The organism is Abyssibacter profundi, from assembly GCF_003151135.1.
In the GTDB taxonomy this organism is placed as follows: Bacteria; Pseudomonadota; Gammaproteobacteria; order Nevskiales; family OUC007; genus Abyssibacter; species Abyssibacter profundi.
Window position 1 is genome coordinate 182029 of sequence record NZ_QEQK01000004.1, and the last position, 18530, is coordinate 200558.

12 protein-coding genes are annotated in these 18530 nt (G+C 61.2%); 9 read left to right on the forward strand and 3 right to left on the reverse strand.

The features are described 5' to 3' along the window. Nucleotides 1-68 precede the first annotated feature (68 nt). Both DEH80_RS05465 and DEH80_RS05470 read right to left on the reverse strand, forming a co-directional pair. The gene (locus DEH80_RS05465; RefSeq protein ID WP_133249127.1) at nucleotides 69-1187 is read right to left on the reverse strand and encodes a hypothetical protein; all 1119 of its coding nucleotides are present in this window, start codon (nucleotides 1185-1187) and stop codon (nucleotides 69-71) included. 40 nt (nucleotides 1188-1227) lie between these two features. Next, nucleotides 1228-1527: a hypothetical protein gene (locus DEH80_RS05470; protein WP_109719465.1), complete on the reverse strand. Its 300-nt coding sequence runs from the start codon at nucleotides 1525-1527 to the stop codon at nucleotides 1228-1230. A 177-nt stretch (nucleotides 1528-1704) separates the two neighbouring features. On the opposite strand from DEH80_RS05470, the gene DEH80_RS05475 reads away from it, so the two are divergent. Both DEH80_RS05475 and DEH80_RS05480 read left to right on the forward strand, forming a co-directional pair. Next, nucleotides 1705-2730, forward strand: a complete 1026-nt coding sequence (locus tag DEH80_RS05475; RefSeq protein WP_109719466.1) for a quinone-dependent dihydroorotate dehydrogenase — start codon at nucleotides 1705-1707, stop codon at nucleotides 2728-2730. Nucleotides 2731-2847: 117 nt separating this feature from the next. Continuing rightward, nucleotides 2848-4029: an OmpA family protein gene (locus DEH80_RS05480; protein ID WP_109719467.1), complete on the forward strand. Its 1182-nt coding sequence runs from the start codon at nucleotides 2848-2850 to the stop codon at nucleotides 4027-4029. A 73-nt stretch (nucleotides 4030-4102) separates the two neighbouring features. Here DEH80_RS05480 and sthA read toward each other — a convergent pair whose 3' ends face one another. Then, the gene (sthA, locus tag DEH80_RS05485; RefSeq protein WP_109719468.1) at nucleotides 4103-5503 is read right to left on the reverse strand and encodes a Si-specific NAD(P)(+) transhydrogenase; all 1401 of its coding nucleotides are present in this window, start codon (nucleotides 5501-5503) and stop codon (nucleotides 4103-4105) included. Between the two features lie 140 nt (nucleotides 5504-5643). Between sthA and bcsD the strand changes: the two genes are divergently transcribed. The 7 genes from bcsD to DEH80_RS05520 are packed head-to-tail and all read left to right on the forward strand — an operon-like array spanning nucleotide 5644 to nucleotide 18485. Continuing rightward, a complete protein-coding gene (gene bcsD, locus DEH80_RS05490) occupies nucleotides 5644-6126 on the forward strand; it encodes a cellulose biosynthesis protein BcsD (RefSeq protein ID WP_109719469.1) in 483 nt (160 codons plus the stop codon). Nucleotides 6127-6150: 24 nt separating this feature from the next. Beyond that, the gene (locus DEH80_RS05495; RefSeq protein WP_109719470.1) at nucleotides 6151-7167 is read left to right on the forward strand and encodes a hypothetical protein; all 1017 of its coding nucleotides are present in this window, start codon (nucleotides 6151-6153) and stop codon (nucleotides 7165-7167) included. A 49-nt stretch (nucleotides 7168-7216) separates the two neighbouring features. Then, complete coding sequence (gene bcsQ, locus DEH80_RS05500) at nucleotides 7217-8002, forward strand: cellulose biosynthesis protein BcsQ (RefSeq protein ID WP_165831308.1); 786 nt, start codon at nucleotides 7217-7219, stop codon at nucleotides 8000-8002. A gap of 32 nt (nucleotides 8003-8034) precedes the next feature. Further along, nucleotides 8035-12483, forward strand: a complete 4449-nt coding sequence (gene bcsA / locus DEH80_RS05505; RefSeq protein ID WP_207774484.1) for a UDP-forming cellulose synthase catalytic subunit — start codon at nucleotides 8035-8037, stop codon at nucleotides 12481-12483. Beyond that, on the forward strand, nucleotides 12467-13642 hold the full coding sequence (gene bcsZ / locus DEH80_RS05510; protein WP_109719538.1) for a cellulose synthase complex periplasmic endoglucanase BcsZ: 1176 nt from the start codon (nucleotides 12467-12469) through the stop codon (nucleotides 13640-13642). The genes bcsA and bcsZ overlap by 17 nt, the downstream gene beginning before the upstream one ends. Further along, nucleotides 13615-17904, forward strand: coding sequence for a cellulose biosynthesis protein BcsC (locus DEH80_RS05515; protein WP_109719473.1), 4290 nt, complete (start codon nucleotides 13615-13617; stop codon nucleotides 17902-17904). Before bcsZ ends, DEH80_RS05515 begins: the two co-directional genes overlap by 28 nt. After that, nucleotides 17901-18485 carry a tetratricopeptide repeat protein gene (locus tag DEH80_RS05520; protein ID WP_165831309.1) on the forward strand — a complete coding sequence of 195 codons (585 nt, stop codon included), beginning with the start codon at nucleotides 17901-17903 and terminating at the stop codon, nucleotides 18483-18485. Before DEH80_RS05515 ends, DEH80_RS05520 begins: the two co-directional genes overlap by 4 nt. Nucleotides 18486-18530 lie beyond the last annotated feature (45 nt).

Genomic DNA, 18530 nt, shown 5'->3' on the forward strand with positions numbered 1-18530 from the left:
TGTTCCTCGCGCCTTGCCTGGCCTGTTTGCAGGCAGCAACTTGGCGGTTCGAATCAGTCAGCGCTTCCCTAGCGACCTCGTATAAACACGGGGCCTTCCAGCTTGCGCATCATCTGGCGTCCGTCACGGTCGGTCAGCGCTTTATCGATGATGACCACGTAGCGGCCGACCGACAGGGGCTGTGACTGCACCAGCGCCGGGTTGCGTGCGCTGCTCCATTCTATTTCAACGACTTGGCCGTTGTCATCCAAGACTCGCACGTGGTCCGCGACGGCCTCCAGCGAGGCAGGTGGTGCCGTGAACAGCAGGGCAAGCCCCGCGTTATCGGCCTGTGCTTCGCCGGCAAAGCGCAGAGACAGGACTTGTTCACCCACCGCGGCTGTCGGCCACCAAGGCTTGAGGTCGACCGCCGAGGGCTGTGGTTTGGCCTCGGGGGCGGCTGGTCTCGAGGCGGTGGTGGGTTTGGGGGGAGCCGGTTTGGACGCCGTGGACTGCGGGTCTGGGCGGGGCGCCAATTGCGGCTTGGGCCGATCCGGTTTCGGGGCAGCCGGCTTCGGATCAACCGGGGCAACAGGCGTCGCCTGGCTTGTCGTTGCTGCTGACTCGGCCGCGGGCACAGCAGCATCAGATGCCACGTCCCCATTGTCTGCGGCTCCCTCAGATTCGGCCTGCTGCTCAGCGGCGGCGACGGCCAGCGGGTCGGCAGCCTGCTGGGTCAGCGAGTCCACATAGGCCATCAATTCATCGGTGGCGACCTCGGCTGCGACCTCACGGGCGATGCGCTGGGCGACGCGCTTGGCTTCCCGCGCCGCCAATTGTTCGGTACCGCTAAGCTCAGACAGGGCCGGCGCTTCTGCAAGGCGCAGGGTCGCGGCCGTGCTGACGTCACCGGTCCGCTGGGCGATCTCCTGGCGCGCCACCTGGCCTGCGATCTCACGTGCGGTCATCGCAGCGACACGCTCGGCTTCTTCTCGGCCAATGCGCACGGCATCGGCCGCACTGAACGTGTCGGCCTGTTGTTGAGCCGAGAACAGGGAACCAGAATCGCCACGCACGCGCTTGACCGTGGCCGAATCGAACAGGAAGACGTCGACCGCGAGAAAGACCACGACGGCGACAATAACAACGGCGATCAGGGTCAACAGGGCACCCAGTGCCCCGCCGCGCATGCGATGGGAATCAGTCATAAAACTCGATAAAAAAGTAAGCGCGCCGTGCGCGCTGGGGCTAGAGCTGGTCTGCAACTTCCGAACGTGCCACGTCTGCCGCAGTCTGTTGGGCAGCGGCGAGGGCGACCGAACGTGCGACGCGACGAAGCTGGGTCTCGGCTGACGAGACCTCGGATTCAGGCGCGGGGCTGGCCGTGAGCGATGCCGGTCCGGTCGAACCGAAAACCTCTTCGGCCGTCGCGCCCTGCGTCTCGGTGGCCTGTTCACTGCGGTCGACCAGCGCGTTCAGTGCGAACACCGTGCCAAATGTTACGCCGACGACGACCAGAAACATGATCACAGTTTGGATGCGTAGCATGAGTAATCCCCCAGTGGATATGCTGTCGTTATTGTGGCGCAGACTGTGCAGGATTGCGCGTCTTGCCGTCAATGCAGCGGCCCGACGACGCGCGGCCAGCCCCGCGAATATGACGTGGAGTGGCTGCGCAGGGCCTGAGCGCCTATTCTGCCGCGCGAAATTGATCGGTCACTGCTTATGTACGCCCTGGCGCGTCCCCTGTTGTTCACCCTTGACGCCGAGTTGGCGCATCACCTGACGCTGGCGACCCTTTCGAGGGCTCCCGGGCTCGCAGGGTTGTTTCCCTGCGCCGAAGAAGATCCTTGTGAAGTCATGGGCCTGCAGCTTCGAAACCGTGTGGGGCTTGCAGCGGGTCTCGATAAGAACGCGGCCTGTATACCTGCCTGGGCACGTTTGGGGTTTGGTTTGATCGAGGTGGGGACGGTGACGCCTCGACCCCAGGCGGGGAATCCCAAGCCTCGGATGTTTCGACTTCCGGAACACCAGGCCATCATCAATCGCCTCGGGTTTAATAACGGCGGTCTAGACCGTGTTCTCGAAAACGTGCGCCAGAGCGACCGCGGGGCAGCACGGCTGGGTATTAATCTGGGCAAAAACGCCGATACCCCGGCGGATCAGGCGTTGGCGGATTATCAGCAAGGCATGGAAGCGGCCTATTCGCTGGCTGATTATCTCACCGTGAATATCTCCTCTCCCAACACCAAGGGCTTGCGTGACTTGCAGGCCGGCGATGCGCTGACCGGGCTGCTCGACGGGCTGGCCCAGTGTCGTTCTCGGCTGGCCGATGTCAGTGGCCGCAAGGTGCCGGTGGCGCTGAAGATTGCACCGGATGTCACCGATGAGCAGGTCCGTAGCATGGCTGATGCGGTCATTCGGTACGGATTCGATGGGATCATCGCGACCAATACCACCATCGATCGAGCAGCGGTTGCAGAGCATCGTTATGCGCAACAGGCCGGAGGATTGAGCGGGGCGCCCGTCCGGGATGTCGCGACGCGGGTTCTCCGCGTACTGAAAGACCATGTGGGCAATGCCTGTGCGCTGATCGGCGTTGGTGGGGTCCTGGAACCCGAAGACGCCGTGGCCAAGCTTGCGGCGGGGGCCGATCTGGTTCAGATCTACACCGGCCTGATCTATCGCGGCCCTCGACTGGTTGGTGAGTGCGTGGACGCCATGCGTGCATTTGGCGGGTCACGCAACTGAAATCCAACCGACGCATGATAATCTGCTGCGTATGGCCGTGACGGCACCGACAATCCCGGGGAGTCTAGGGGTAAGGGTGTCGAAGCCATCTGATTCACCACACTCAAGGAAGACCCCATGAACCGTATGCTGTTTGCATCGGCATTTGCCGGTGCCTGCCTCGCTGGCCCTGCCGCCGCCGTCTCACCCGACGATGCACGCATCCCCTACGTCGGTGCCGCCGGCGAGTTTGTTTCGGTGGATTCCACGCGCGCCAATGATGATGGTGTGGGGGCGCGGCTGCGGCTGGGCTTTCCGCTGAAGAATCCGGCCAGTGCGCTGGAGGTCAGCCTGTATAGCAACTCACTGGAGCGTGATCTCGACGGCGAGAACGATTACCAATTTGGTCTGTTCGTCGATTATGTCCACGATCTCAGTGCCTATGTCGGTGATCTGCCGGTCAAACCATTCGTGCTGGCGGGTCTTGGTCTGGCTGAAGACGACATTCTCGCCAACAACGACATCCATCCGGCCATCAATGCAGGCGGTGGTGTCCTGGTGCCCTTGGTTCGCAACATCGCCTTGCGCGCTGAGGCCCGTTACATGGCTCAGTTCAACAGCGAACACTACGCGGATGAAAATCTGCTGAACGACCTGCGATTCAATGTCGGCGTGCAGATTCCGCTGTCATGGCATTTCGGTCAGACCGCGTCCGCGCCAGAGAAGAAGGAATGCGAGCTCACGGTGATCGACCCACAAACCGGGCGCACCGATTGTGTCGTCGACACGGATCAGGATGGCGTCATCGATCAAAAGGATGTGTGTCCAGGCACTCCGCTGGGCACCGTCGTCAACGCCAGTGGTTGTCCGCTCGCACAGAAGAAGGACACGGATGGTGACGGTGTGACCGATACCTTTGATCGCTGTCCTGACAGCGCCCCCGGCGCCAAGGTTGATGATCAGGGCTGCGAAGAGCAGGAGGTGGTCGTGCTTCGCGGCGTGACGTTTGAAACGGATTCGGCAGTCTTAACCGCCAACGCCAAGATTGTCCTGAAGCGCCAGGCTGAGAAGCTCAAGACGCAGCGGGCAGCGCTGGTCGAGGTCGCTGGCCATACCGATTCCCGCGGAGCAGCCGAGTACAACACGGAACTCTCCCAGGCGCGCGCGCAGTCCGTCGTCGACTTCCTGGTCGCCGAAGGCGTGCAGGCATCGCGGCTGACGGCGCGTGGCTACGGCGAGTTTGAGCCGGTGGCCAGCAACGAGACGGAAGAGGGGCGTGAACTCAATCGTCGGGTCGAGTTGCGCACCATCGCAGAATGATGCGCTGAGCTGACGGTACACGCCACAAAAAAGCCCCGGTTTTCCGGGGCTTTTTTGATGGTTGCGTGCTGGCTTACACCAACCGGTTCATCCCGTTCAGTGCCGCAACCCGATAGGCTTCGGCCATGGTCGGGTAGTTGAATGTGGTGTCGATGAAGTGCTGCAGCTGGCGTTCGCCGCCCCTGGCCATGACCGTCTGACCAATATGGACAATCTCGGACGCGGCTTCGCCGAAGCAATGGATGCCGAGTATCTCCAGCGTCTCGGCATGAAAAATGAGCTTGAGCATGCCCACTTCCTCTCGCACCATCTGCGCGCGTGCCAAATGCTTGAAGAATGCATGACCGATCTCGTAAGGCACGCCCGTCTCGGCCAGTTCTCGCTCCGTCTTGCCCACTGAGCTGATCTCGGGAATCGTGTAAATCCCCGTCGGCATGAGGTCAAAGCGGAGCGATCGCGCCTCGCCGGCCACGATGTGTGCGGCAGCAAAGCGACCCTGGTCGTAGGCACTGGAAGCCAGCGCCGGAAACCCGATGACATCGCCGACCGCATAAATCGACGGCACTTCAGTCTGATGATGCTCGTTGACCTTGAGTTGACCGCGGCCATCGGCTTCCAGCCCGACCGCTGCCAGATTGAGCGAATCCGTGTTTCCCGTGCGGCCATTGGCCCACAGTAGGTAATCGGATTTGATCCGCCGCCCTGATTCCAGGTGCAACACCACATCATGGTCGCGGGGTTCGACACGCGCCATCTTTTCGTTGTGGCGGATGGTGACCCCGCGGTCACGCAGGTGGTAGGACAGCGCTTCGGTGATCTCATCGTCCATATAGGAGAGCAGTCGTGACTGGGTATTGACCAGGTTCACGCGGATGCCGAGGTGGCTGAAGATCGATGCATATTCGCTGCCGATGACGCCTGCGCCATAAATCGTGATCGATCGCGGATGTTCCTCGCATTGAAGAATCGTATCGCTGTCACGAATGCGTGGATGCGAGAAATCCAGTTCCGGCGGGCGGTAGGGTCGCGACCCTGTCGACAGAATGATCGCGTCGGCTGTCAGGGTTTGCGCCTGCGCGCCGGGGGCCGTGACTTCGACGGAATTCGGGCCGGTGAGCCTGGCCGTGCCCTCGATCAGCGGCACGTGATTTCGCTCGTAATACGCGCGGCGCAGGCTGGTCTGCCGCGCGATGACGCTGTCGGCGGTCCGCAAGATCTCGGGGTAGGTGAGGTGCAGGTGCTTGCGAAACTCCTGGTAGAGCGGCTCCCGCCGAATTTCGGAATACCGTCGTGCGGCGTGGCGTAGCGCCTTGCTCGGGATGGTGCCCCAATGGGTGCAGCCCCCACCCACATCGACATAGCGTTCGATGACGGCGACGGACCGCCGGTTCTTGGCGGCCATCATGGCGGCGCCTTCGCCGCCGGGTCCGCTGCCTATGACGATGACATCGTAGTGGGGATTGCGCTTCGCCAAGATCGGGTGCCCTGAGCTTTAAACCTGCGCTAAATCATAGCACTGCAAGGACTTTTTATTCCTGGGTTCACGATTTATTCACCTGTACTGTGTGTTATAAAAGCCTCGTAAATCATTGATCTCGTGTACGAGGATTCTGCATGTCGAACAGCTTCGGCAGCCATCTGGCCTATTTCTCCGAGCAACAGTGCGGGCGGCAGTGGCGAGCCTTTCTCGGTGCTCTGGCGGAAGAACTTGCCGAGCAGATGTCGGACGACGAAATTCAGTCCTTCATGTACGTGCTTGGCCGCCGGATGGGTGAGTCGGTACAACCTGCCGAAGCCAGCACCCTGGAAGAGATGGAAGCTGCGGCTAACGCGATCTGGGCAGATTGGAACTGGGGCCTGGTCCGATTCAAGGATGTTCAAACCAGCCTTGAGATCATCCACGACTGCGCGCCATTTCGCGCGGCCTTTGGCGCTGCGGGGATCTCCTGGTCGGGGGCCCTGCTCGAGGGCATCTACAGCCGTTGGTTTGAAGCCTTCGGAGCCGGAGATGATCTGGTGCTGCGCCAGATCGAGATCGAAGAAGGAGAGGTCGATAGCTACCGCTACCGCCTTGCGCACCGCTCGTTGTTCGGTTGAGGTTCACCACTCAGGAATGGATGCATGAGTAACAAGGGCGAAGACGTCAAGCACTTATTCGCGCACTTGGGCCTGGATCCGTCGACCTATCGCGACATCAAAGGCGACGAGGCATCCGCCAACGCGCAGAAGCCGAGCAGGCGGAAAAGCCGGGCGAAGAAAAAGCCGGTCGACCCTGCTGTTGCGCCGGAAGACATGCCGCCGCCTCCACGGGTCCAGCGTGCCGAGGAGCGGCCGGATGTACCGCCGCCCGGCGCGCCCGAGGCCCCCGAAATCTCCGCGCCCCCTGAACCCGAAGAGGTGGTCGAGCAGACCCAAGACCCTGTAGAGGCAGCGACTGACCCCGCCGAGGAGCTGGTTGAAACCGATGCCGAGCCATCGGACACCGAGGAGCCGGTGTTCATGGATGCAGGCGATGATGAGATCGAAGTCAGCCCGGATCGCTGGGCGCTGCTGGCACAGTTGGGCGATCAGAATTTTCCCGTCGCCGATATTCCGGACGCCCCGGTAGAACTCGGCGCTTGGTCACGGGAGTCTGATCCCGACCAGGAGGCCGATACTGATCGGCTTAAGCGGGCGGGTAGCCTATCCGCCTTGTTGCGAGGGTCCGAGCGGGTGGTCGAGTCGGTCAAACGCTCCGTGTCCTCGGCAGAATTGCCGGATGAAGCCCCGACGCCGGTGCCGGCGGACGATGATGCATCAGACCCTGCGCCGATTGAGGCCGTCGAAGCGGCGACCGAGGCCGAGCCCTCTGATGCCGCGCCGGCCCAGCGCAAACAGGAGACTGAGATGGCTCAATCCAGGGATGATGCCGGACCGGGTCGTCAGACTCCGGTTCAGGATGCAGCGAAGCGCCCGAGTAGTGGGGCGATCGCCAAGCTAATGGGACGCCTGGGGCAGCCACCGGCACCGCGGCGACATGAGGGAGCAAAGCTGAAGCTGCGATATGAACGCCGAGAAGCGCCCGTGGTGGCAGAGAATCAGATGGATCAGCGCCTTCCTTCGGTTTTTGGGCGTCTGGAAAAGTCCCGAGTCGACTAAGTCGGCTACGGAACCCGAACCGCTACCGGAACAAGGATTGCAGGGGAACATGCTGGGGAAGTCGAGCAAACGGTCCAAGCGAATCGCAATCGTGTCTCCCAAAGGTGGGGTCGGTAAAACAACCGTCACCGCGAACCTGTCCGAGGCCTTGGTCGGACGAGGACGCCGGGTTTGCGCGGTCGATCTCGATGCCCAGAACGCACTGCAGTTTCACCTGTCGGCTGATCCGGTGAAGCCGGAGGGTCTGGCATCCGCGACGCTGCGATCCGAACCCTGGTCCGAAACGCTCCGCAAGGGTGTTGAGGGGCTGCGGTTCCTGCCGTTCGGCTTCTTGAGCGAAAAGCACCGTGAGCAGTTCGAGCAGACCGTCGTCGACGGCCCGGCCTGGCTGGCCGATGGTTTGTCGACGGTGGATCACAAGCAGACGGATTACACCGTGTTCGATACGCCCCCGGGTCCATCCGAATTCCAGCGGGCCGCCGTAGAGATGGCCGATCTGGTCATCGTCGTGGTCTTGCCCGATGCCGCATCGTTTATCACGGTCCCGACCGTCGAACGGACCATCGAGAGTTACGCCGGCCAAAAGGCCAATGAGTTCGCCGGTCTTTATTTTCTGCTGAATCGCATGAACGAGGGCCGGGTGTTATGTCGCGATGTTCGAGCGATGCTGGCCGATCGTCTGGGGGATCGATTGGTGCCCGAAACCATCCGGTTCGATGCGGCAGCTGAGGAGGCGCTGGCCGCGCAGCAGACCGTTATGGCCTACGAGCCGGATGGTCGAGCAGCCACGGATTTCGACGGTTTGGCCGCGTGGGTGGAGCAAACGCTGAAATGAGGGGCAACTCCCAGGAAATGGGTCAACCGACAATGACCCCGGAGGCCGACTGGAGACGCTCTGACGGCCTGATGCGTTATGTCGACAAACTGGCCAACCTGCCGGTGCTTGATTCCCGGCTGGCGCTTCTTCTTGCTGTGGTCATCGCCGCCGGGCCCGTGTGGCTCATCATCACCACACCGGTCGGGCTGCTGTGGCAGGCCGTGTTCGCCATCGGCTCGTTTGCGCTTTGTTCCTGGTTGCGGCGCTATGAGGGGCACCTGATCTCCATCTGCCTGATGATGATCTCGCTGCTGACCTCGTTCCGGTATTTCTATTGGCGGGTGACCGAAACCATTGGTTTCGGAGTGCCAGGCGTCACCTATGTCGACCTGTTCTTCGCCATTGGTCTGATTCTGGCCGAGTTCTACGCCGTGCTGGTGCTCATCCTGGGGTATTTCCAGGTGCTGTGGCCGCTGCACCGCCGGCCGTATCCTCTGCCGGAGGATACGGAGGAATGGCCCACGGTCGACGTGTTTATCCCGACCTATAACGAGCCATTGGACGTGGTCAGGCCCACCGTGCTCGCGGCCATGCAAATGGACTGGCCCGAGGACAAGATGAACGTCTACGTCCTGGATGACGGGTGTCGGGAAGAGTTCGGTGCATTCTGCCGGGAGGTGGGCGTCACGCACTTGCCGCGCAAGGAATCGACGCACGCAAAAGCCGGCAACATCAACAAGGCGCTGACCAAGACCTCTGGTGATCTGATCACCATCTTTGATTGCGACCATATCCCGACGCGCTCCTTCCTGCAGGTCTCGGTCGGTTGGTTCCTCAAAGATCCGCGGATGGCGCTGGTCCAGCTACCTCACCATTTTTTCTCGCCCGACCCCTTTGAGCGCAATCTCGGCACCTTCAAGCAAGTGCCGAACGAGGGTGAGTTGTTCTATGGCCTGTTACAGGACGGCAACGATTTCTGGGACGCCAAGTTTTTCTGCGGTTCCTGCGCCGTATTGCGGCGTGAAGCGCTAGAGGAAGTCGGCGGCGTGGCCGTCGAGACCGTGACCGAAGATGCACATACCGCACTCAAGATGCATCGACGTGGCTGGCGTTCGGCGTATATCAACGTGGCGCAGGCAGCAGGGCTGGCGACGGAGTCCTTGTCGGCTCATATCGGCCAGCGAATCCGCTGGGCGCGTGGCATGGCCCAGATTTTCCGTACCGACAATCCGTTCCTGAAACGAGGGCTGCGGTTCGGCCAACGGCTTTGCTACGCCAACGCCATGCTGCACTTCTTCTACGGACTGCCGCGCATCGTGTTTCTTTCGGCACCGCTGTCCTATCTGCTGTTTGACGCCAAGATCATTCAGGCCCAGGCCCTGATGATCGCGGCCTACGCGCTGCCGCATTTGCTGATCGCGAACATGACCAACTCGCGATTACAGGGGCCGTTCAGGCATTCATTCTGGGCTGAGGTCTACGAGACCGTGCTGGCCTCTTACATCACCGCGCCGACGCTGCTGGCCATCATCAATCCCAAGCTGGGATCGTTCAATGTGACGGCCAAGGGTGGCATCGTCGAGCATGAGTATTTCGACCAGAAGATGGCGATTCCCTACCTCATTCTCGTGGCGGCGAACCTCGGGGGCGTGATTATCGGTTTCGGTCGGCTGTTCTTCTGGAGCACGCACGAGATCGATACCGTCATCCTGAACATGAGTTGGTCGGTTTATAACCTGATCATCATTGGTGCCGCACTCGCCGTCGCCTGGGAGAGCAAACAGGTGAGGCGCACGATCCGTGTTGAGTCGGATCTTGAGGCCGAAGTCACGCTGCCAGACGGCACCACGCTGTCGGCGCGTACCCTGGATCTTTCCGAAGGGGGATGCGCTGTTCGACTGGAACGTCCGACCCAGCTGCCCATGGGGAGTGAGGTCTCGGTGCAGGTGTTGCCGTCAACATCGGATGTTGCCTGGGATTGTCATGTCACCCGTTCGGTGGGTGACACGTTAAGCGTGAAGTTTGAAGCGCTCGACATTGAACAGGAGAAGCACTTGCTTCACTGTATTTTTGGGCGGGCCGATGCATGGGTGACCTGGGCCCAGAATCGTGATGTGGATCATCCAGGCAGAGCATTCTTAGAAGTGTTGTCGTTCGGCTACTACGGGGTTTATCGCGTGATCGAAATGTACTTGGGTCGGTTCTGGTCCGGACTGCGGGGAGGTGCCACCCGGATGGTACGTCGACTGACGGCGACGGGTGCGTTGCTTGCGCTGACCACCTCATTGGTGGCCTTGGCACCGATGGAGGCCGAAGCGCAGGCCCAGCAGACCAAGCGCAACAGCACGTTGCCGACGGTAACGCGAACCCTGGATTTACAGGAACTCAGCGGCATCCAGGATTCGATACGCCTGCGCGGGATTCAGGGAGAGATCTCCCTGCCGGTATCCGTCCGTGACGATGAGGTCATCACCCAGGCGCAGATGACGTTGCGCTATGCGCATTCTCCGTCACTGGTGTTCGAGCTTTCGCACATCAACGTCTTCGTCAATACCGAGCTGGTTACAACGATTCCGCTCAGCGAGGAAACGGCCAGTGGTGGCGAACACACCTTTAATATCGATCCGCGCCTGTTTGTCCGCTACAACGAAATACTGCTGCAGTTCATCGGCCACTACACCTATGACTGCGAAGACCCGGCCCATACTTCGCTTTGGGCCAATATCAGCAAGAACAGCAGCCTCAAGCTGACCACCCAGCCACTGTTGTTGGCCAATGAGTTGAATCTGCTGCCTCAGCCGTTCTTCGATCGCAGGGACCAGAGCACCCTGGAATTGCCGTTTGTGTTTGCCTCGGAGCCCAGCATCGAGGAGATGAAGGCTGCCGGCATTGTGGCGTCCTGGTTCGGTGCCCAGGCGGCTTATCGCGGGGCCAAGTTCCCGGTGGTCGTTAACGGCGAATTGCCGGAAGGGCACGCCGTGGTGATTGGCGGGGCCGGCGCACGGGTCGGCGGCTATACCTTGCCGAGCAATGGCACGTCGACGGTTTCAATGGTCGACAATCCGCGGAATAACACGTCCAAGTTGCTGGTGGTTTCGGGGTCCTCACCCGAGGGAATGATTACAGCGGCCAAGGCGTTGAGCCTGGGTGCCGAGGCGCTAGCGGGTGAGACCGCTGTCATCCGCAATCTGGAAGAACCGAGCCCTCGTGATCCCTACGATGCACCTCGCTGGGTGCCGACCGACCGGCCGGTGTTGTTCAGCGAGTTGGTCAGCAGTCGGGATCTCGAGGTCCGGGGGTTGTACCCCGACCTCATTCGGGTGAATTTCCATGTGCCGCCCGACCTGTACGCCTGGGAGAGCGACGGCGTGCCGATGGAGCTTAAGTACCGCTACACGCCGACCATCGGGCCGAAGTCCACGTTGAACGTAAATATCAACAACGAATTCGTGGATGCGATCCCTCTGGCCAGCGATAACGACTCCAATGCTGCGGGTGGTGTGAAGCGCAGAATCCAGATTCCGTTCCTCAGTGAACTGGATTCGGTGAACGAGACCAAGGTCAATATTCCCTATTTCAAGATCACGGGGAGCAACCAGCTTCAGTTCCACTATTTCTTCGAACGCCAAAAGCAGGATCGCTGTAAGGACGTGGTGCTCGACAATCTACGCGGGGTCGTTGATCCCGGCTCCAAGATTGATTTCAGCGGCTTCCCGCATTACACGGCATTGCCCGAACTGTCCCTGTTTGCCAACGGCGGGTATCCCTACAGCCGGCTGGCGGATATGTCCGAAACCGCCATCGCCTTGCCCAGCCAGCTGGGTACCAGCGAGATCGCCACTTACCTCGCGTTAATGGGGCATCTGGGCAATTCCACCGGATACCCCGCCACGCGAATCACGCTGACACAGGGCGCTGATGCCGGTGCCATCGAGGACAAGAATGTGATCGTGCTCGGGGCGGCCGGCAATCAGCCGCTGCTGGAGCAGTGGGCGGACGATATGCCGCTGAGTCTGGTTGGTGGAACGGCACGCCTCCGCGTCATCGGGCCCATTGAACGCTTGCTCGGACGTTGGAGGGGCTACGATCTCGAGGCCGCCGTTGATCATGCCGGTCAGGTCTTGCTAGAGGCGGGGGACGCCCTGGGCGCGATGATGAGCTTTGAATCCCCTGTGAGCTCCGAGAAAACCGTGGTCGTGCTGACGGCGGGTCTGGATGAACGACTGCTGGAGGTGGCGAATCTGTTGCTGGACCCCGGCGATCGCCAGTTCCTGCAGGGCGACCTGGTGTTGCTCAACGGGTCTGAGATCAATCACTACCGACTGGGTACGCAATACAAGGTCGGCCGACTGCCACTGTTCATGGCGTTGAAGCATTGGTTCTCGACCAAGCCGCTGGGCATGCTCATTCTGATGCTGATTATTGCGCTCATCATTGCGGCCGTGCTGTATCGAACGCTCCGCCGCATGGCGATTGCAAGGCATGAAGGCAAGCGATAGATCAGTCAGCAGGGGCGGAGTCCGGCATCTCACCGGGCTCTGCCTAGCAGGAATCGGCTGCCTCTTACTGGCGGGCTGTGAGCTGATCAACCCTTCCTGGTCACGCTGGGAGGCTTTCAAGACCCATTTCATCCAGCACGACGGGCGTGTCATCGACCGCACCGACGGCGCTCGATCCACGTCTGAAGGTCAGGCGTACGGACTGTTCTTTGCCCTTGTGGCCAACGAGCCGGACACCTTCGCCTCCATTCTCTCCTGGACCACGCATAACTTGGCGCAGGGGAGCTTGACCGAGCACCTGCCGGCCTGGCTCTGGGGCCAGCGTGACGACGGTAGCTGGGGGGTCATCGACGCCAATCCCGCGACCGATGCGGATTTGTGGATTGCCTATACGCTGCTCGAGGCCGCACGGTTATGGGACATTCCGCAGTACACGATTATTGCGGATAAGTTGCTGGCGCAGGTCGTCCAGGACAATCTCGTTCGTGCGGACGACGGGTTGACGCTGTTGCTACCGGCCCCGGAAGGGTTCGACCTGGACGAACGCGGTTTCCGGCTGAATCCCAGCTATTTCCCCGAATTCCAGTTTCGTTATTTCGACCATCACCAACCCAGTGGACCCTGGGACACGCTCATCCAAAACCATTCGGCGCTGGTTATCAGCCTTGCGCAGGCTGCGGGGTTGGCGCCCGATTGGTTGGTCTACGGCCCGGACGGCATTGCCTTTCCGGACGGGACCGAGCCACAGGGTAGTTACGACGCCATCCGGGTGTATCTCTGGGCTGGACTGACCCCCAACTCGGACACCTTGGATGCCGTGCATGGCATGCGGGACTTGCTGCAGGGGAGGCCCCGGCCGCCGGAGCGCGTCGATGTGCTCTCCGGTGATGTGCTGGCAGAGGGTTCGCCTGTTGGATTCAGCGCGGCTTTGTTGCCTTATCTCAATGCTTTGGGGGATGATAAGCTCTTAGAAGCACAGCAATTATTGATACAGGCAGCTGATCGCGGGGGGCTGCTCGGCGATGTGCCTGCATACTACGATCACGTATTGTCATTGTTCGGGGAAGGCCAGTTGGACGGCTGGTACCGTTTCGATGAAACGGGTCGAATCATTCCGAATTGGGAGCGTTCATGCTGGTTGATTTTCGGGGACTGCTAACTGCGGCGGTACTGGCCGTGGCCTGCGTGGCCCCGCTTCATGCACAGACCGCTGCCGAGACCAGGGTGGCCGAGCAGGCGCGCTACTGGGAGAACCGCGGACGCTTCGATCTGGCCCGCGAAGCCTGGCAGAAACTGCTCCAGTCCGACCCGCAGAATCCAGCTGCATTGTCCGGCCTCGGTGCGATGGAGGCCCGGGCGGGGCGTCCGGGTGTTGCCCAGCAGTACCTGGATCAGCTCATGCAGGCCCATCCCGATGATCCCGGTGTACGTGAGTTGCGGGCTGCCATCGCGCAGAGCGCCATTGATCAGCAGCAGCTGGATCGTGCGCGTCAACTTGCACAGAACGGTGAGTACGACCAATCGGTTCAGGCCTATCGACAGGCCTTTGGTGATGTCGCACCGGACGGCCGTCTGGCATTGGAGTACTACCAGACACTGGCGGGTGCCACGAACGGATGGGGTGAGGCCCGCTCCGGCCTGGCCGAGTTGGCCAAGACCTATCCCGATCAACCGATTTACAAGCTTGCGTTGGCGCAGCATCTGACCTATCGCGAGGAAACGCGCCGGCAGGGGATTAGCGACCTCGCTCAGCTCGTCGACAATGCGGTCGTGGCGGAACAGGCCCGTTCGGCCTGGCGACAGGCTCTGATCTGGCTATCGCCCAAGGCCGGAGATGAGCGCTACTACCGCGCGTACCTGAATCGCTTTGGCCAGGATGCGGAACTGTCCCGACGGCTTGCGTCCTTGAACCGCCCGGCCGAGGAAACGGAAGAAGACCTGGTGGCACAGGCCTACCGCAACCTGAATGCCGGTGACCTGAATCTGGCCTATACCGAATTCCAGGAAGTCCTGCGCGCCGAGCCGAATAACCCTGATGCCCTGGGTGGTATTGGGATCATCTTGTTAAGACAAGAGCAGTTTGCCAGTGCGGTGGACTACCTGGAGCGTGCGCGAGCCGCTGATACCAAACGTGGGCAGCGCTGGTCCGAGGCTCTGGATAGCGCGCGTTTCTGGACCGTGGTGCGACAGGCCGAATCCGCCCGGGCTGCCGGCGAGTCGGAGCGCGCAATCCAGCTGTATGAACGTGCAACGGCAGATCGCCCGAATGAGCTGAGTGTTCGCAGCTCGCTCGGCGATTTATATGCCGAGGTCGGCTATCTTGACCGGGCCGATGCCGCGTTTCGCGCGATCCTGTCGGTTCAGCCGAACAACGTGAATGCGCTGCGCGGCCTCATCGGCGTGCTGACGCAGCAGGGTCGCATGCGCGAGGCCTTGGCTTTAGCTGAACGCGTGCCGCAGGAACAACGGGGAGAACTGGGGAATCTGGCCACACTGAAGGCGCAGTACCTGCGTGACCAAGCCAGCGAGGCCAGCAGTGCGAAGAACTTTGCTGAGGCAGAGCGGCTGCTCAAGGAAGCGCTCATTCTTGACCCGCAGTCGCCCTGGGTTCGACTCGATCTGGCCCGTTTATACCAGCGCCAGGGCAGAACACGCGAAGCCAATACGCTGATTGATGGCCTGCTGGATTCCAATCCGCGGATGGCCGAGGCGCTGTACGTCAAAGCCCTGCTGGTGAGTGAGAATCAGCGGTGGTACGAAGGCCTGCAGCTGCTCGAACAAGTCCCGCTGCAATCCCGCACGGACTACATGAACAATCTGCAACGTCGCCTATGGGTGCGTTATCAAAGCGAGCGCGCAGCCGTGTTTGCCCGCCTCGGCCGGCCGGAGCAGGCGGCTCAGATTCTCCGGCAAATCGAACCGCTGGTGGGTGAATCCCCCGAATTGCTTGGGGCGCTGGCCACGGCTTTGGCGGAAATCGGCGAAGAGGGTGAGGCCTTACGCTACATGCGCATGGCCTTATCGCGGCAGGCGGTCCCCGATCCGGGTACCCGGCTGCAGTACGCCTCCTTGCTGCTTAAATTGCGCCAGGACGCCGAGTTCGAGGTCCAGATCGAGGATCTACAGAACGAGCCCAATCTCACGCCGCAGCAGCGCCAAGATCTGGCAAATCTGCAGGTCGCACACCGGCTGCGTCAGGCGGACATGATTCGTGAAGAGGGCGATCTCGCGCTGGCCTACGAGTATCTGCATCCGTTGCTGCAGGTGAATCCCAACGATCCGCGTCTGCTCATGGCGCTTGCCCGTCTTTATAGCGATGCGGAAGAGTACGACCGCACGCTGGAGATCTACGATCGGGTGCTGCGCATCGACCCATCGAGCATCGATGCCTACAAAGGCGCGATCGCGGCTTCGATCTCTTTGCAGCAATATGATCGCGCCGAGGCGATGCTGGCGCAGGCCCTTGAGCGCGAGCCGGGGAATGCACGGCTTTATGCGCTGGCTGGCAGACTGGCCCGTATTCAAGGGCAGGACGGCCGCGCGCTGGAATATTTCCGCCAAGCCTTGGCGCTGGACGCCGAGAATAATCGCGGGGACCTGGGCGGCACGGATAGCTGGCGGCATGCACCCACGCTTTATCTGATCGATCCTGAGCGTGCCCAGCTGGGCCAACGCGGTGGAGCGGACCTGGCCTTGGACACCCGGCTTAAGGACGATCGTGCGCTTGTGGATGGCGACGCCGCTCTGCGGGTGCAGAAAACCGGCGGACTGGGTGCGACGAACAGCGGGTTCGAGGCTGTTGCAGTGGGAATGCCCGCGCAAGGGCGACCGGGCGAGCCCAGAGACTCACCGGCGGGCCTCTCGGCGAATCGGTTTGATGCGACGCTCACGCCGCAGACTGATACCCGAAGTCCCGAGACATTTCGCAGCTATCCGATTCGCCCTCAAGCCCCCTACGAGGGCGAAGTCATTTATGAGTCGACGCCGTACACGCTCGATGAATCTTTAACGGCCCCGGCGCCGGTTGCGCAACCCTATGGCACGGCACCCGTCACCTCGGTTCCATCGCCAGTAAGAAGCGGCCCTACCTACCAGTCGGTCCCGGCACCTCCGGCCACTCAGCGCCCCCCGGTCATCTACGAATACCCAGCCCGCGAGCCGCTGCGCCCCGCACCGGCGCTTCAAACGCGTCAGCGGCCACGGCTTGTTGCCACCGATCCGCGGGATGACATTCTTCGCGAAATCTCCGAAATACGCGCACAACGTAGTGCCTACGGTGCGGGCGGTCTGAGCTTGCGCACGCGCGATGGACAGCCCGGACTCGATGAATTGACCGATTTGGAACTGCCGGTCGAGTTCAGTTTTGCGCCCGCAGCGGGCCGCGTACGGTTGCGCGCGGTGCCGGTTTTCCTGGACGCAGGAAATCTGGATGGCCGTGAACTGGCGTTCTTCGGTGCGCTGCCATTGGTTGAGGGCGTCGTCGCGGGTGACCGTAACGACCTGCGGTTCTCGCAGGATGATGCCGGCGTTGCGGTGGGTCTGGTTTACGATGTCGCCAACCTTCGCCTGGACGTCGGATCGACCCCGATCGGTTTCAGAGAGGAGGATCTTCAAGGCGGTCTCCGCTGGGCACCGCGGACCGGCGATCTGGTCTGGCAGCTCGATTTGTCACGGCGTTCGGTTTCGGACAGCCTGCTGTCTTATGCCGGCGCATTTGATCCGGCATTGGGCGTGAATTGGGGCGGCGTCATGCGAACGGGCGGGCGGCTGGACCTGGCCTACGATGGCGGGCCTAACGGGCTCTACACCAACGCGGCCTACTACGTACTGGAAGGCAACAACGTTCTCGACAACACCCAGTTCGAAATCGGCGCGGGCTTCTACAGCCGAGCGATCGACCGTGATGACATGCGGGTAACCTGGGGAATTAATGCCACCTCGTTCTTTTACGAACACAACATCCGGTATTTCACCTTCGGACATGGGGGCTATTTCAGTCCGCAGTTCTATCTCAGCTTGGGTGTTCCTGTTGAGTGGTTGGGGCGACAAGACCGCTGGTCGTACCGCATATCTGGGGCCTTGGGCATCCAGTCCTTCCGAGAGGATGATGCCGCTTATTTCCCGACCAGCGACGCCTTGCAGTCGGCGTTGGTCGAGTTTCAGCAGAACGAACCCACGCTGCCCGTTGAGTCTCGCTATGAAGGCCAAAGCGTCACGGGCCTGGGGTTCAACCTCAGTGGCGAAATGGAGTACATGCTGGCACCGCAGGTGTCGATTGGTGCGACCATTGGGTTTGACAATGCACGTGACTACGAACAGTTCAACGGAATGGGCTTTCTGCGATACTGGTTCCGCCCGCAGGCGCAAGTTCCATTACCTCCAAGCCGGATTGCACCGGACTGGGTAGGAGATCCTTCGTGAAAACACCGATGAAACAACACCGCTTGCTGGCATTTATGCTCATAGCGGCCGGGGGCACGGCTCAGGCAGCCGCGGATATGCTGCCGGGTCAGAATCCATTTGCTCGCAGCAGCACCAGCCAACCGTCATCGATGCAGGTCGCCCAGCGAGCCGAGGCCGCGTATGGACCGCAGACCTTCCATTCGCTGGGACGTCGCAACATGGCCGAGGGCGATGTGGCGACCGCAGAGCGTCGGTTTGCCGAAGCGTTGGAGATCAATCCGTTTGATCCTGTGGCGCTGAACAACCTGGCCGCTGCAAAGGCGGAGCAGGGGGATTACCACACTGCCTTGGAGCTCTTGGAGCGCGCCGAGCGCCTGGCTCCGCAGAGTGCCGATATCGCCGCCAATCTGGCCAGATTACGTGGCTGGGTCAACTATTACGCGGGAAATGAATTGCATCCGGCAGCCCGTATCGCGGTGCCGCAGGCACGGATGACCGAAGGCTTGCCGCCGCCGCCCCCAGCGCTTTGGGAGCCCACCCGTACCCAGCCCCGGATCGTCCTACCGCCGGGTGAACGCTACGAAGGACAGGTTCGATAGATAAAAAAACCGGGCGATGGCCCGGTTTTTTTGTGTCGCTAGCTA

Bases quoted from the DNA above. Each gene is read 5' to 3' on its own strand.
- bcsA (WP_207774484.1), top strand. From the start codon at position 8,035: ATGACCCCGGAGGCCGACTGGAGACGCTCTGACGGCCTGATGCGTTAT.
- bcsZ (WP_109719538.1), top strand. From the start codon at position 12,467: ATGAAGGCAAGCGATAGATCAGTCAGCAGGGGCGGAGTCCGGCATCTC.
- DEH80_RS05465 (WP_133249127.1), bottom strand. From the start codon at position 1,187: ATGACTGATTCCCATCGCATGCGCGGCGGGGCACTGGGTGCCCTGTTG.
- bcsQ (WP_165831308.1), top strand. From the start codon at position 7,217: ATGCTGGGGAAGTCGAGCAAACGGTCCAAGCGAATCGCAATCGTGTCT.
- DEH80_RS05480 (WP_109719467.1), top strand. From the start codon at position 2,848: ATGAACCGTATGCTGTTTGCATCGGCATTTGCCGGTGCCTGCCTCGCT.
- DEH80_RS05475 (WP_109719466.1), top strand. From the start codon at position 1,705: ATGTACGCCCTGGCGCGTCCCCTGTTGTTCACCCTTGACGCCGAGTTG.
- bcsD (WP_109719469.1), top strand. From the start codon at position 5,644: ATGTCGAACAGCTTCGGCAGCCATCTGGCCTATTTCTCCGAGCAACAG.
- DEH80_RS05470 (WP_109719465.1), bottom strand. From the start codon at position 1,527: ATGCTACGCATCCAAACTGTGATCATGTTTCTGGTCGTCGTCGGCGTA.
- DEH80_RS05495 (WP_109719470.1), top strand. From the start codon at position 6,151: ATGAGTAACAAGGGCGAAGACGTCAAGCACTTATTCGCGCACTTGGGC.
- DEH80_RS05515 (WP_109719473.1), top strand. From the start codon at position 13,615: ATGCTGGTTGATTTTCGGGGACTGCTAACTGCGGCGGTACTGGCCGTG.